We start from the raw sequence: 14,808 nt of genomic DNA, 5'->3' as shown, positions 1-14,808 counted from the left end.
GTTCTTTCGACTAGGGGCAATGGATGCCGCCGTCCGGTATGACGCGTAGAGCGGTCCTGCGTGCGGCGGGCATCGGCGCGGCCGCGCTCTCCGCCGCGGCCTGCACCGGCTTCGCCACCAGCGGAAACGGCGGCATGATTTTCTTGTCCACGCAGTTCCGGCCCGCCGACGAGGCCGAGCGCTTCCGTGGACTGCTCGCCAAGACGGCCTCCGGCGTCAGCTATGTGACCATCGAGGACAGCCCGTTCTCGAGCCAGGTGCGCAGCCAGGTCGGGGCGGGCTCGACGCAGATCGGCCTGCTCGGCGGTTTGCACGGTGATATCGCACCGCTCGCCGACGGCTACCTCCAAGACCTCACCGGGCTCCTCGGCGACCTCGGCAACCGCGGCTGGCCCGCCGCATACCTCCAACTCGCGAAGGTCGGCACCGGCCGGACGTGGTACATCCCGTGGGCGACCGCGAGCTACGTTCTCGCCGCGCATGCCGATGCGCTCGAGCACCTGCCCTCCGGCGTCGATGCCACGTCGCTCACCTACGACCAGTTCCTCGACTGGGCCATCGCTGCGCGCCGCGCCAACGGCAACCGCCCCATGCTCGGCCTGCCGGCGGGCCCGAAAGGCCTGCTGCATCGCTTCACACAGGGCTATCTGCTGCCGTCGTTCACCGGCGGCCAGATCACCAGGTTTCGTTCGGACGAGGCCGTGACGGCGTGGCAATACTTCCGCGAGCTGTGGGCCAATTGCGTGTCGTCGAGTACGAACTACGACTTCATGCAGGAGCCGCTCGCGAGCGGCGAGGTGCGCATGGCGTGGGATCACGTCGCACGCCTGGTCCACGCGCCCGAGCGTGACCCGCAGAACTGGCGCATGCTGCCCGCGCCGCGCGGCAAGCACGGCCTCGGCTACATGGCCGTGGTCGCGGGCCTCGCGGTCCCCAAGGGCAGCACCGATCCCGAACTCGCACAGCGGACGATCAACGCGCTCACCAAACCGGAAACCCAGATCGAACTGCTGCGCTCCAACGGCTTTTTCCCCTCCGTCGACACACCCATCCGGAATAACCTGCCGCCAGCCGTCAAACTCGAGTCCGACGCCGTGCACCGACAGCAGCAAGCACCGGGCGCCATCCTTTCGTTGCCGCCGGTTGGGCTCGGCCAGCGCGAGGGCGAGGTGAGCAAGGTGTTCAAGGACAGCTTCCGCTCGATCGTGCTCGACGGAGCCGATATTCGATCCACATTGGACCAGCAGGCGGGCGTGCTGCAGGCCATCCTCGAGGACCTGAAGGTGCCGTGCTGGGCGCCCGATTCCGCCGCCGCCGTCTGCAAAGTGGGGTAGTCATGCGTTCGCGAACGAATTCCCCGTGGATCCTTTTGCTCCCCTCGATCGTACTGATGGCGGCGCTGTTCGGCTGGCCGCTCATGCGGGCCGTGCTCGATGCCTTCGGTGGCGGCAATGGCTTCACGCTCGCCAACTGGCAGCGACTGTTCGACGATCCCTATTTCTTTACCGCGCTGCGCAATACTCTCGTGCTGATCGTCATCGTGGTGCCGATCCAGTTGGTGCTCGCCGTCGGCATGGCGCTACTGATGCAGGCGCGGCCCCGGTTCGCCAGCGGCCACTTCTATCTGTGGTGCCTGCCGCTCGCGATCTCCGAGTTGGCCGCGGGTCTGGTGTGGCTGTCGATTTTCAACAACCGCGGCTATTTGAACTCGCTGCTGGTCTGGCTGGGCCTTTCGGAAGACGGCGTGCAGTGGCTCGACTACCGGAACCCCGGCACGATGCTGCTCGTCGTGGTGATCGCCGAGATCTGGCGCGCGACATCGCTGGTGTTCGTGATCGTGGTCGCGGGCGTGCAGATGATCCCGCGTGACTTCGACGAGGCCGCGCAGGTTTTCGGCGCGAATTTCTGGCAGCGGCTGCGGCACGTGACGCTGCCGCTGCTCGGGCCGAGCCTGCAGGTGGCGCTGATCCTGCGCACGATCCTCGCGCTGCAGGCGTTCGCCGTCGCGCAGGCGCTCACCGGGCGTGATTTCCCGCTGCTCGTCGGCGAGACCTACGAGTGGTACTCGAACCTGCAGAACCCCGCGGTCGCCAGCGCGGTCTCGCTGGTCGTGCTGTTGATCTCACTCGGCACCGCGATGTTCTACCTGCGGACGGTCCGGCAGCCGGAGGGGTCGCGATGACAGAGGCGAGCGCCGGCGCGGCGCCATCGAAGACCGCGCTGCCACCCGTGGACCGCGCCCCGCTGCGCAGGCGCCGCCGGCGGGCCGTGTGGGTCCAGGTGGCGTGCATCGCGGTGACGCTGTTCATGGCGCTGCCGATCGTCCTCATCGGACTCGCCGCGGTGTCGTCGCGCGACGCGCTGAACGAGTTCCCGAAGTCGTTGATTCCCAGCGAGTTCTCCGCCGAGACGCTGCTCTCGTTCTTCCGGGCCACCGGCACCATCCCTGCGCTCGGCAACTCGGTGCTCGTCGGCATCTATACGGTGTTCTGGTCCCTCGTCGTCGGCGCGCCCGCTGGATATGCCTTGGCGCGCACCGCGTTTCGCGGTAAGGACACCTACCAGGTGTTCATTCTTCTCGTGCGCGCCTTGCCGATCGTGGTGCTCTCGGTCCCGCTGGCGACGATGTTCCTGCGGTTCGGCGTCTACGACACGGTGTTCGCCGTCACCCTCGTGCACACCACCCTCGCGTTGCCGACGACGGTGCTCATCACGGCGAGCATCTTCGTCGCGGTGCCGACCGACCTTGAGGAGGCCGCGCAGGTCTTCGGCTGCACGCGCTGGCAGGCCGCCCGCAGAATCGTTGTGCCGCTTGCGCTTCCGGGACTGGCTGCGTCGTCGATCTTCACCTTCGTCCTGTCGTGGAACGAGATCCTCGGCGCGACGATCGTGACACTCGGGCACCGCACCCTTCCGGCGCAGGTGCTCACCACCCTCGGCGAGGCGTCGACCGCGTACCGCTTCGCGGGCGGCTTCGCACTGATCATCCCGGCGCTGGTGTTCATCTTCGTGATGCGGCGCTACCTCGTGAATATGTGGGGGACGACGCTCAGATGACAGGGGCTAATGATGGCTGAGGTGGTTCTCCGGGACCTGGCGAAGACGTACCCGGGCGGCACGACGCGCGCGACGGACGAGGTCTCGCTCGAGATCGCGGACGGCGAGTTCATGGTGCTGCTCGGACCGTCCGGCTGCGGCAAGACAACCCTGCTGCGCATGATCGCCGGGCTGGAGCTGCCGGACTCCGGACAGATCGTGATCGGCGGCAAGGACGTCACCTACCTCGAGCCACGGCGGCGCAACCTTTCGATGGTGTTCCAGTCCTATGCCGTGTTCCCCAACAAGAAGGTCGCCGACAACATCGGCTTCGGCCTTCGCGTGCACGGCGTGCCCACCGACGAGATCCGCCGCAAGGTCGAGTGGGCCGCGCAGCTGCTACAGCTGACGCCGTACCTCGACCGATACCCGGCGAAGCTGTCCGGCGGGCAACGACAGCGGGTCGCCGTCGCGCGCGCGATCGTGATGGACGCCGACGTGCTGCTCATGGACGAGCCACTGTCCAACCTGGACGCGCTGCTGCGGCTGTCGTTCCGCGCCGAGCTGAAGAAGCTCGTCGGCGAACTCGGCACCACCACGATCTACGTCACCCACGACCAGGTCGAGGCGCTCTCGCTGGGGGACCGTGTCGCCGTGATGCGCGACGGAGAGATCGTCCAATGTGGCCCGCCGACAGAGGTATACGACGGCCCCGCAACGGAATTCGTCGGCGGCTTCCTCGGCAGCCCGCCGATGAACTTCCTCACCGGCACGGTCGAAGTGGGCGACGCGGGGCCGCGCATCGACCTCGGTGGGCAGTCGCTCGCCGTGCCCCAGGCACTGTCGTCGTTCGACGGCAGGAAGCTCAAGCTCGGCATCCGCCCCGAGGCCATCGAGGCAGGCGAAGGACACGGTCCAGGAGACGACTCGATACGCGGCGAGCTGCAGGTGCTGGAACCGCTCGGCTCGTCGACCCTGCTGACCACCGACGTCAGCGGGCAGACGGTGAAAGTTCAAGCGCCGCCGGCCTTCCGGGCCGCGCCGGGCGGCGCGCTGAGCCTGCGCGTGCCACCGGAAGCCTGCCGCTGGTACGACCCGGAAACCAGTTTGCTGCTGCAGGTTCGGTAATCCCTGGCTATCCACTCCGGATTGTCTGACTGAGTCGGATCAGCACTGTGAGATGAACCTGCTACGCCGTCGCGAGCAGCGACGTGCAGATGGAGATGCCGGTTGTGTTGTTCGTTTCCGAGGCCCTGGGCTTAGTGGCGCAGAGCGGTCTCGCGCTGCATGTGCGACAGCTTCTCGGGATTGCGTACGGCGTAGAGCCCGGTGATGAGACCGTCGTCGATGCGCACCGCCACGACGCTGTCGACCTCGCCGTCGAGTCGGAGGAGCAGAGCCGGGGACCCATTGACCTGCACCGGCTCGACCGACATCTCGGCGCGGATCCTGTCCAAGCCGACGGCCAGCAAGCGAGCCACCCTGTCGGCCCCCATGACGGGCCGCGGCACCGCCTGCTTGATTCCGCCACCGTCGCCCAAGAAGACGACGTCCGGCGCGAGGATGTCGAGCAGGTTTTGCATATCGCCCGTTTCGACCGCCCGTTGGAAGGCATTGAGCGCGTCTCGGGTCTCGGCCGGGGAAACGACCCCGCGCGGTCGGCGGGCGGCGACGTGTGCCCGTGCCCGGTGGATGATCTGGCGGACCGCGGCCGGGCTCTTGTCGACGGCTTCGGCGATCTCGTCGTAGGCCAGGTCGAACACCTCGCGCAGCACGAACACCGCCCGCTCGGTCGGTGCGAGCGTCTCCAGCACCAGCAGCATCGCCATCGACACGCTGTCGGCCATCTCGAGGTCCTCGGCAACGTCGGGCGCGGTCAGCAGCGGCTCGGGCAGCCAGGGCCCGACGTAGGACTCCTTGCGCCGACCGAGGGTGCGCAGCCGGATGAGCGCCTGGCGGGTGGTGATCCGGACCAGGTAGGCACGCTGATCCCGCACCATGCCGAGATCAACGCCCGCCCACCGCAACCAGGTCTCCTGCAGGACGTCTTCGGCGTCGGCGGCCGAGCCGAGCATCTCGTAGGCGACGGTGAACAGCAGGTTGCGGTGTGCGACGAACGCGGCGGTGGCGGGGTCCGGGCGGTCGTCCTGGCTCCTGTTCGGGCCGCGATCGTCGGGCGCGGTCTTCGACGTGCGGGCCATGGGGGGCTCCTGTCTCTTCGCTCTCGGCTGTGTCACCCACCAGACACCGCGCCCCGCGGTTTTGTGACACCGAGACGGTAGCCAATCCTTGTTGTCCGCTGCCAAACCACGTGACGCCGAGGCAGCGTCGTGAGCAGCGGTCCGTCAGATAGCACCGATCTTAGCCACCTGCTTGTGGCGCACGTCACGTAACCGCGCCTGTCACACGGATCGGGTCTTCGGCATCTCATGTTCGTTCACTGCAACACCACGAGTGAGGACGAAGTCATGGAACCCCGTATCAACCTGTTGACCAACGAGATCGGCACCAAGATCAGCAAGCGGTTTGCCAACCTCAGCCTGGTGATCGCACAGTCGACGCTGCCGAAGTCCACCCAAGAACTGGTGAATCTGCGCGCCAGCCAAATCAACGGCTGCGGGTGGTGCATCGATATGCACACCAAGGAGGCCGCGGCCGCCGGCGAAACCCCTGTCCGGCTCCATCTGGTCGCCGCCTGGCGCGAGGCCACCGTGTTCACCGAGGCCGAGCGGGCCGCGCTGGCGCTCACCGAGGAGGGGACCCGGCTCGCCGACGCCCACCACGGCGTCTCCGACGAGACCTGGGCCGAGGTGCGCAAACACTACGACGACAACCAGATCGCCGCGCTGGTCTCCCTGGTCGCCATGATCAACGCCGCCAACCGGCTCGGCGTGATCCTGCACCAACAGGGAGGTTCCTACGAGCCCGGCATGTTCGCCAGCATGTCGAGCTGATCGGCAGACGAATCCCGGCTCGGCCCAGGATCATCCGATCCGGGCCGGGCCCGCACATGCCCAGGCGGCTACGGCGGCCCCGGACGCGGGGTTGGAACTGGCGGCCTGGCTGGACAAGCAATAACCACCATCCGGGTGGCCGATTATGGACCGCATCTGATGCACGAAAATCGGCAGGTCAGTGCGGTCGGCCAGCCGCTTCCGTGGCCGGTGCGGAATCGGGCTGATGCTAGCCATTTTGTGGCGTACGTCATGTAGGTGGGGGTGTCACAAGGATCGCGACGGCAGCATCTTCAAGACCGCAGTCGCCTACAAACCCTGCAAGGAGCAACCTCATGAACCTCGCCCTGTGGATCGTTGCCGGACTACTTGCCGTCGCTTACCTGTTCGGCGGCGGTGGCAAGCTGATCATGCCGAAGGAGAAGATAGCCGCCTTTGGGCCTAGTGCGCGATGGGTCGAAGACTTCAGTGCCGGCAGCGTCAAGACCATCAATGCGTCAGAGGTGTCGAAGCGGGTCGGTAAAGGGAACTCCGGTTGCTCAACACCACCTCGTCAACAGGGTCGAACATCGGTCGGATCACGGCTGGGCGCTGAACGAGCACACATCCTGTAACGGCATGAGCGGATGCTGACGGATCGGCTGTTGTGATGCGTGGCGGGGCGCACTGTCGGAACTGATTCGGGCGATAGGGATCGGATGGGCTGCGGCCGTTGATGTTTCACGATCGGCCGAATGTGCCAAGGTGTTCCTTGTCGTAGTACTCGAGGGTGAGGTTGTTTCCGTCGAAGATGGCCTGGGAGATCGTGCCGGGGTTCGAGTTCTCGCCGGGTGGGGTGAAGACGAAAGTGTTGGCGTTCCAGTGTTTCAGCGGGAAGGTCGTGTTGTTCGGGCCCAGAGTCAAGGTCAGGCCGTCGAGTGCGGCGGCGACGGTCGCTGGGCCGTAATAGGGATTGTCGTAGGTGCCGGAATAGGTCGGTAACGGTTGTGCGGGAACGGGATCGGCGGGCGGCTGCTTGCCGACGAGGGTGCCCTGTGGGGCGTCGAGGGGCTCGAATGCCTTGCGGTACAACCCGGCCCAGTCCTGGCGGACCGATCCGAACTGCACCAGATCGGCGAACTCGGCGTTCAGCGTTTCCGGGACGCCGATGGGGGCCGCGTTGGTCAGCGTCACGATGCCGACGTCTGCGGATGGGATGAGAGTGAACGCGGTGCCCGCGCCGAGGCTGAAGGCGCCGGAGTGGCTGAGGACGACCGTGCCCGCCGCGGATTCGCTCACGTTGAAGCCGAACCCGTAGAACCCGGCCCGGGCGTCGGGGCCCTGTGGCGGCGAGGACACCGCCTGCGGGGAGATCGCGGGCAGCAGACTGTCGGGCGGCACGATCACCGAACCGCGGGCGGCCCCGTCGCCGAGCACCATGATCATCCACTTGGCCATGTCGTCGACCGACGAGCTGACGCCGCCGGCCGGTGACTGTGCGTCGGGTTGGCGAGGCGGGTCGCTGACCCGGTACTTGCCGTCGGCAGGCACGTGACCGTCGGCCCGGTCGGTGCGGGCGCGGAAGTCGGCGAAACGTGAACTCGTCGCAGTCATGTCGAGCGGACCGTAGATCGTCTGTTGGGACAGTGCCGCCCAGTCGGTGCCGCTGGCATCGGCCACGGCGGTCGCCGCCGAGGTCAATCCGAAGTTGGTGTATTCGTAGGAATCCCGAAACGGGCCGAGCGGGAGCATTCGCAGCCGCTCGAGTACCTGCTGACGGTCGTATCCGAGGTCCTCGAGCAGGTCGCCCGCGTGATCGGGCAGCCCCGAACGGTGCGAATAGAGGTCGCCGACCGTCACATGATCGGTGACATAGGGATCGCTGAGCGCGAAGGACGGCGACAGCTGCCGCACCGGAGTGTCCCAGGCGACCACGCCCGCGCCGACCTGGTGGGCGACCACCGTCGCGCCGACGGATTTCGACACCGACGCAAGCTGGAAGACCGTATCAGGCCCCACCGGCGCCTGTGTGTCGACATTGCGGACCCCGAATCCCTTGCTGTACAGCACCTTTCCGCCATGGACGACCGCAACCGCCATGCCAGGAACACCCGAGGACGACAACAGTCGCCGCGCGCGATCGTCGAGTTCGGCCACGGCCCGATCGATCTGTCCGTCCGGGATCGAGACCCCGGCCACCTGATTCGGCATCGGCGCAGCACTGCCCGCCAGGGACTCGGTCGATCGCGGCGTCGACGACGGTCCGGAGCCGCACCCGGCGACGAGCCCCGCGGTGATCACCACCGCGAGGCCGGGAACTACCCGCCAACGTCTCCGCATCGGCCGCCTCCAGTTTTGTCATCGTCGACAAAAGCCCAGTTCGAGCGTAGTGGACCGTATAGTTCAGCGGAAGGTCAAGATCGCCTCGGAAACCCGTAGCCCGTTCGGTCGAACAGCCGATGCCGCATCAGATGCCCGCGTCGAGCGTCGCCGATCTTGTACGTTCTTAGGTGGGGCGTGAGGTGTCGGCGCCGGTACGGGTTCTGGGTTCGTTGCCGATGGCGGGCCGGGAGCCGGTCCGCGGATTTTCCTTGCGATAACACATCCGTCACCGCGCCAGCGAAATCCAGCATTAGCAGCAGCCGGGCTTCTGCCAGCGACTCATACCCATGGTGACGGCCCGTGCTCACCAGATACTGCAACCCCGACCGATGCCGCTGTCCGTGCCGCCAAGCCGTTGCGGCTGCGATACGTCTCTCGGATGAGGGTCGGGCGGAGCATGTTCCGGATTTCCTGGTCTGCACGGTGTCTGGGTGGTGGTTGATCGACGTGCGCCCGGCTGCGCGGATTCGTTCACGGGACGAGGTGGCGTTTGCCGTGACCGCGGAGGTCGTGTCGGCTGCCAGGGGAAGGGACTACTTCGGAGCCGGTTTTGCCATCACCGGCAGCGCGGCTGCCGCGGCGCCGCCAATACCCATGGCGCGCAACATCTCCCGGCGCAAAAACTGGTGTCCGCTCATACGTCTGTTCCTCATTGACCTTCTTCTCGGCCGGTCAGGACGGGATCAGCGAAACCTTGACCGATTCGGTTCCGCTGGCCACCAAATCCAGGCCCTTCTGAAAGTCGCTGAGCGGCAACTGGTGTGTGCAGATCTTGTCCATCGGCAGCACGCCCGATTCGAGCATCCGGATCGCCGCGGGCCAGCAGTGCGGACCGAGGTGCGCGCCGCGCACGTCGAGTTCCTTGTCGTCGCTGATGATGCTCCAGTCCACGGTCACATCACTGCCGAAGACGCCGTACTCGACGTAGGTTCCCAACTTGCGCAACAGATTCAGGCCCTGCGGCACCGCGGAGGGATGCCCGGTGCCCTCCAGGTAGACATCGGCGCCGTAGCCGTCGGTGAGTTCCATGACAATCGCGTTGGCATCCTGGTTGCGGATGTCGATCGTGATGTCGGCGCCGCACTCGCTGGCCAACGCCAACTTCTCCGGCGCCATGTCGAGCGCGATCACGTGCGCGGGGTTCTTCGCCCGCGCGCCGGCGACCATGCCGAGACCGATCGGACCGCAGCCTGCGACAACCACGACATCGTCGAAGGTGATGCCGGCGCGCTCGACAGCGTGCAGTGAGCATGACAGTGGTTCGGTGAACGCGGCGTGCGCGGGCGGGAGGTCCTTGGACACCTTGTAGACCAGTGCCTCGACCGGATAGACCATGTACTTCGCCATCGCACCCGGCGTGCGGCGCTTGAAGCCGTAGATGTCGTGCGGCTTACACATGTGGTACTGCCCGCGCAGGCAGTAGCGGCATTTCCAGCACGGCACGATCTGCTCGGAGACCACGCGGTCGCCGACCTCGACACCCCAGCGGGCGGTGCCTTCGGCGTCGATCTGCACGATCTCGCCGACGAATTCGTGGCCCGGAATCACGCCCGTCTCCGCCCAGGCCGGGCGGTTCTCGTCGCCCCAGAACTTGGCCGCACCGTGATAGCACTTCAGGTCGCTCGCGCAGATCCCCACTGCCTCGACGCGAACCAGCGCCTCGCCCGGCCCGGGGACCGGAACGAGAACCTCTTCCAGCCGGTAGTCCTCGGGACCGTGGCAGATCACCGCCAGCATCTTCTCCGTCATCACTACTGCCCTCCATTATGTGTCGCCGATCACAGTAGCCGACGGAGGTTACACGGTCAGCTGAGCCGGGCCAGCCGATGCACCTGATCGCGGGTCGCAGGATACAGCTGTCGCCATGTCTGGTACAGCTCGTCGTATCGCTCGCGGTGCACCGGATTCGGCGGGACCTCCCGCGTGATGCGCGCCCAATCTGTTTCGGGCGCAACCATTCCCACGCCGATCGCGGCCAGCAGACCGTCGCCGTAGCTCGCGCCGATGGCCTGCTCCGGCAGCAGCTGGGTCAACCCGGTGATATCGCTGAGCGTCTGCGCCCACACGGGGCTGCGCAGTCCGCCGCCGACCCCGACCGCCCGCATGACGGGCGAATCGGCATCGTCGAACATCTCGAGAATCTGGCGGATGCCGAACGAAATCCCCTCGTATGCCGCGCGGAACAGATGACCGCGCCCATGCCGCAGGGTCAGCCCGGCCACGACGCCGCGCGCATCCGGATCGAACACCGGGGTGCGTTCGCCGGCCAGGTACGGCAGCACCAACAACCCTTCCGAGCCCGGTGGCACCGCCGACGCCTCGGCCATCAGTTCGTCGAAAGGCGCTCCGCCGGTGACCTTTTGCAGCCAATTGGTCAGGCTGCCCGCGGTCGAGGTGCCCGCGGCGAGCGCGAAGGTGCCCTCCTGGACGCCGGTCGTCGTCCACAGTGCCTGGTTCGTGTGAAACTTCTCCAGCACCTGCACCAGGAACATCGTCGAGCCGTACATCAGCATGAGATCACCGGGATGCCGCACACCGACGCTGAATGCCTCGGCATAAGCGTCCACGGTGCCCGCCACCACCGGCGTACCGGCCGGGATCCCGGTCTGCGCGGCCGCCGCGGCGGTCACCGCACCAACCACCTCCGAGGGCCACACCAACCGGGGCAGCGGCAGCGAGCCCAGAATTCGCCCGGCCCACTCGGCATTCCAGTCGAAGTCGCGAATCGAGTACAGCGGGTCGCATTGACTCGCCGTGTGGTGGTCCTGGATGTATTCGCCGGTCAGCTTCGCCACGACGAAGGAATTCGAGCCGTACCAGCGGCGCGCACGGGCGAACACCTCCGGTTCGTTCTTGCGCACCCATTCGATCTTCGGGCCGACCGCCTGGCTCGACAGCGATTTACCCGCTCGCGTGAGGATCTTCTCCGCGCCGAACAATTCGGTGAATTCGGCGATCTCGACCGATGCCCGAGTATCAATGCCGTACAGGATGGCCGGACGCACCGGCTCGAGATGCTCGTCGCACAACACCAGGCACGGGCCGACGCCGCTCACGCACATCCCGGCGATCCGGGACCCAGGCGGTACGGCGTCCATCAGTGCGCGGCTGATCGTGCACACCTCGGCCCACCACATGCCGACCGCGTCGACCTCGGCCCAACCTGGCCGCGGCAACGACATCTCATGGCCGACCTGATGCTCGGCGACCACCGTCCCATCGGGCCGCACCAGTACGCCCTTACTGCTCCCTGTCCCCATATCAATACCAACAAGCAGATCCACGGACCTTAGCGTATGCGCTTCGGGTCGATCCGCAGGCCGGTCCGGAGCAATCGACATCACGGCGAAGTACTCGGCCGCAGGTCTGCAATGGCGACATGGACCTGGATGGTCCGTCGAGCCCGCATCACTTGCGGCGACCACGAAGATGGCTGCTCGGTGGACTCAGTTGGTGCGTTCGGCGTACCTCAGCGGGAGTTTGCTCGGCGGACGGTCGATGACGGTGTCATCGTCGGGACTCCTGGACTCCAGGTAGGTGATCCGCCCCGTGGATGCGATGAGGGTCAGCGGGTACACCGGGCCGTTGTCGCGATCGGTGAGTATTTCGTCGATGTTGTCCTCATAACGGCCGACAGCGCTGATCGGGTAGTCGAGCAACCATTGCGGATAGCTGATCGTGGTGTGCACGCGTCGCTCGCCGAGCCACACGATAGCGACCGTGGTGGTGCCCGTCGGCTCTACCCACGCAATTTTGTAGAGATCGCCACTCAGCTGGACTATTTTCGCCGTTTGATCGGTGGTCCACTGCCCGAACAGGGGCCCCATCAGGCACCGGAACTCGACCGTTTGCGAATTGCGCACGTAGAGGTCGTATTTCCAGCCGTTTTCGTAGGCGCAGATCAGGTGCTTGCCGACGATGCCGGACAGATCGCCTGCAAGGGCTGAGCTCGTTGTGGTGACAGCACGCTCTGCACTCATCGGTAACTCCTGTCGATCGACCTTTTCTTCGGGACCTGCGGGTGTCGTCGTCAGCGCCAATGTGTATCCAACGCAAGCCTATCGACTTGAAGCAGCAGTGCGGTCGGTTTGCTGCTCCCAGCTGGCGTGTCACTGACGACCTGGCGCTATTTGTTGGGATTCGTGTGGAGGTCTTCGCTCCTGAATTTGATGAGTAGGAAGAGGTAGCCGACCACGGCAGTGCCTACGATTCCGACGAACGTGCCGATGATCCCGCAGACATAGCCCGCTTCGACGTTGTGGCTGCCGCCGATGGCGCCGCTGGATCCAGCGATCTCCCGAAGCGCGTTCCGACCCAGCCGCCATGCGATCAGGCCGAGAACGATCTGACACAGCACCAGGCTGAAGATGCCCGAGAACTAACACGAGGTTGGCGTTTCTATTTCTACCGTCATCATGTCAGCTCGAGTTGCGCACCGGTAGCGATGGTGATGTCGCACCGCCCCGGAAGGCTTCATCATGCAATTGCTTTACAGCCCATACGATTTCGATGTCCACAGCGATCCGTACCCGCACTATGTCAGTCTGCGGGACGAGGCTCCGGTCTTCCGGAACCACACCGACGATTTATGGGCGCTCTCGCGGCACGCGGACATTTCCTCGCCGCACTGCGGGACTCGGACGGTTCTTCAGCGCCAACGGTCTGCGGATGGAGCCGGCGTTCTGGGGACCCCAGGCCGAACGGTTCTTCTCGTGCGTCGCCATGGATCTCCCAAGCACACCCGGCTGCGCGGGCACCTCCACGGCGCTTGTCTTCGGCAGCGGCCGCCACCGTTACCTCGGCGCGAACCTGGCCCAGCTGGAACTGCGTGTCGCGCTCGAGGAGATCGTCGCGGCGATCGCCGACTACGACATCGACACCGAGCACATGCGCCGAGTCCACTCGTCCAACGCCCGAGGCTTTGCCGCGCTGCCCACCACGGTCACCGTCCGCTGACCGGACCAGGGCCGCCGACCGCGCCGTCCACGTGGACGGCGTGGTGTTCTCGCTGAATGTCGCCGCGCCGCAGGATATTCGCGATCGACGCCTCGAATTCCTGCCGCGTTCCAAGGCTTTGGTTGATCTCGATCAATGGTCGCAGCAACACCATTAGGGTGAATTACTCCGAGGACGGCATCGACGTCAGGGCACTACTTCGAATACGTCGCCGGGTGACAGATAGTTGTAGAACGTCTCGGCGCCTTCGGGAGTCATCCGAATGCAGCCGTGTGACTGTTCTTCGATCGGTCCGATATGGGTGGCAATGTCGCCGTTGAAGAACACGGCCCATTTCATCGGGGCGTTATGCATCGTGCTCCAGAAGTCTGCACGCTTGAACGCCACGTGGAAGACGCCGGGCGGTGTCTCGTAACCCGGCCGCCCGTGTGAAATCGGAGTCGGGCCATAGGTCACTTTGCCGTTATCCATCAGCCAGCCTTCGTTTGTCGAAAGCCGCAGGCAGGCTCGTGCCTCGGTGGAACACGGCGCTACGACCGGAGCCGGTGGAATCGGTGGAATCAGTGCGGGCATACCCGGAATGTCCGGTCCGCCCGGCCATAGTGGTTCGGCCTGCGCGGGCGCTGTCATGATCAGTCCGGCCGCAGCGATACCGGCGAAGACTCCTAATCGGGCGGTCCAGCTGGATAAACGCTTGGTGCTCATTGACTCCCTGACCTCTCTACCCGTGCCCGCCACCCTGCGTCTCGCCCGCCGGGTGAGGAGACAATCTTGTCGACACAAGCATTGGGAAAACTTGGAGGTGCTTTGTGATCATTGTGGACCGTGCTACGGCTCGGTGCGGGTGTTTTCATTAGCATTCCACGAATTGCCGAGTTGCGACATCGGAGAATGGCGACAGAAAAGTTCAATTCGGGCGAATTCCAGTACCTGGTGCAGCGAGCACGCCGAGACCATGGCCCGCGCCATGCTCGCAGCGGGCGAAGAGTTAGGGGCAGGGCCGTCGGGGGGTGCATCGCAACGCCTTCGGCCGTCGCAGTGAACCACAGCCGCTGCATGACGCGACCGCCCGCGCACGGCCGCCGCCGATCTGGGCGAGCACTCCGCGATGCGTCACTCGCTCATGAGGCGTAGTGCCGCGCGGCTCGCCGCGGCGGTCTCCGCAACGGCGATATCGAGCCATGTGGTTGGCGCACCTCCTCGAGTATCCATCGGTAGCCGTACCTGGAGTCCTGGTGCGTCGTCCGGTTCATCAGTCCGGTGTCATCACCGGATGAATAACCGCTGATGGCACCGTCGTTCGCCGAACGCCGTCCGGTGGCGCGGATCCGCGTGGTTGGGTCCGAACTCTCTTGTCGGTTAAGCTGCGCCAGTTCTATAGAACGCAGGTCAGACGCTCGCGTTCGCGCAAAACCGCACCTGAACACACCTCGTGTCGCGGATCGGGCGCGCTTTGTCCGGCCGCGAAGTAGGCTCGGAGTGTCGAATTGTGACGCGACAG

13 protein-coding genes are annotated in these 14,808 nt (G+C 65.6%); 7 read left to right on the top strand and 6 right to left on the bottom strand.

From position 1 onward, the window contains the following. Window positions 1-38 precede the first annotated feature (38 nt). The 4 genes from ACV7NQ_RS04315 to ACV7NQ_RS04300 are packed head-to-tail and all read left to right on the top strand — an operon-like array spanning window position 39 to window position 4,164. Entirely contained in the window at window positions 39-1,334 is a 1,296-nt protein-coding gene (locus ACV7NQ_RS04315; protein ID WP_463358426.1) for an ABC transporter substrate-binding protein, read from the top strand. 2 nt (window positions 1,335-1,336) lie between these two features. Further along, a complete protein-coding gene (locus ACV7NQ_RS04310) occupies window positions 1,337-2,182 on the top strand; it encodes a carbohydrate ABC transporter permease (protein ID WP_463358425.1) in 846 nt (281 codons plus the stop codon). Next, window positions 2,179-3,057 (top strand): carbohydrate ABC transporter permease, encoded by an 879-nt coding sequence (locus tag ACV7NQ_RS04305; RefSeq protein ID WP_463358424.1) that lies wholly within the window; start codon window positions 2,179-2,181, stop codon window positions 3,055-3,057. Before ACV7NQ_RS04310 ends, ACV7NQ_RS04305 begins: the two co-directional genes overlap by 4 nt. A gap of 12 nt (window positions 3,058-3,069) precedes the next feature. After that, the gene (locus tag ACV7NQ_RS04300; protein WP_463358423.1) at window positions 3,070-4,164 is read left to right on the top strand and encodes an ABC transporter ATP-binding protein; all 1,095 of its coding nucleotides are present in this window, start codon (window positions 3,070-3,072) and stop codon (window positions 4,162-4,164) included. A gap of 131 nt (window positions 4,165-4,295) precedes the next feature. Here ACV7NQ_RS04300 and ACV7NQ_RS04295 read toward each other — a convergent pair whose 3' ends face one another. Continuing rightward, window positions 4,296-5,237 carry an RNA polymerase sigma-70 factor gene (locus ACV7NQ_RS04295; RefSeq protein WP_463358422.1) on the bottom strand — a complete coding sequence of 314 codons (942 nt, stop codon included), beginning with the start codon at window positions 5,235-5,237 and terminating at the stop codon, window positions 4,296-4,298. A gap of 267 nt (window positions 5,238-5,504) precedes the next feature. On the opposite strand from ACV7NQ_RS04295, the gene ACV7NQ_RS04290 reads away from it, so the two are divergent. Next, the gene (locus ACV7NQ_RS04290) at window positions 5,505-5,990 is read left to right on the top strand and encodes a carboxymuconolactone decarboxylase family protein (RefSeq protein ID WP_463358421.1); all 486 of its coding nucleotides are present in this window, start codon (window positions 5,505-5,507) and stop codon (window positions 5,988-5,990) included. 335 nt (window positions 5,991-6,325) lie between these two features. Next, a complete protein-coding gene (locus tag ACV7NQ_RS04285; RefSeq protein ID WP_463358420.1) occupies window positions 6,326-6,604 on the top strand; it encodes a hypothetical protein in 279 nt (92 codons plus the stop codon). A 106-nt stretch (window positions 6,605-6,710) separates the two neighbouring features. Here the strand turns inward: ACV7NQ_RS04285 and ACV7NQ_RS04280 are convergent, their stop codons facing one another. From ACV7NQ_RS04280 to ACV7NQ_RS04265, 4 genes are all read right to left on the bottom strand, one after another. Then, window positions 6,711-8,309 carry a serine hydrolase gene (locus tag ACV7NQ_RS04280; RefSeq protein WP_463358419.1) on the bottom strand — a complete coding sequence of 533 codons (1,599 nt, stop codon included), beginning with the start codon at window positions 8,307-8,309 and terminating at the stop codon, window positions 6,711-6,713. Window positions 8,310-9,023: 714 nt separating this feature from the next. Next, entirely contained in the window at window positions 9,024-10,100 is a 1,077-nt protein-coding gene (eltD, locus tag ACV7NQ_RS04275) for an erythritol/L-threitol dehyrogenase (RefSeq protein WP_463358418.1), read from the bottom strand. A 56-nt stretch (window positions 10,101-10,156) separates the two neighbouring features. Next, window positions 10,157-11,635, bottom strand: a complete 1,479-nt coding sequence (locus ACV7NQ_RS04270; RefSeq protein ID WP_463358417.1) for an FGGY-family carbohydrate kinase — start codon at window positions 11,633-11,635, stop codon at window positions 10,157-10,159. A gap of 162 nt (window positions 11,636-11,797) precedes the next feature. After that, on the bottom strand, window positions 11,798-12,331 hold the full coding sequence (locus tag ACV7NQ_RS04265; protein WP_463358416.1) for a phenolic acid decarboxylase: 534 nt from the start codon (window positions 12,329-12,331) through the stop codon (window positions 11,798-11,800). A 688-nt stretch (window positions 12,332-13,019) separates the two neighbouring features. Here ACV7NQ_RS04265 and ACV7NQ_RS04260 point away from each other — a divergent pair. Continuing rightward, complete coding sequence (locus ACV7NQ_RS04260) at window positions 13,020-13,307, top strand: hypothetical protein (protein ID WP_463358415.1); 288 nt, start codon at window positions 13,020-13,022, stop codon at window positions 13,305-13,307. Between the two features lie 186 nt (window positions 13,308-13,493). Here the strand turns inward: ACV7NQ_RS04260 and ACV7NQ_RS04255 are convergent, their stop codons facing one another. Further along, on the bottom strand, window positions 13,494-14,012 hold the full coding sequence (locus ACV7NQ_RS04255) for a L,D-transpeptidase (RefSeq protein ID WP_463358414.1): 519 nt from the start codon (window positions 14,010-14,012) through the stop codon (window positions 13,494-13,496). Between the last annotated feature and the right edge of the window lie 796 nt (window positions 14,013-14,808).

The sequence above is a fragment of the Nocardia sp. Tas62D01 genome (assembly GCF_055232035.1).
This window is presented reverse-complemented; position numbering and strand designations above follow the sequence as displayed.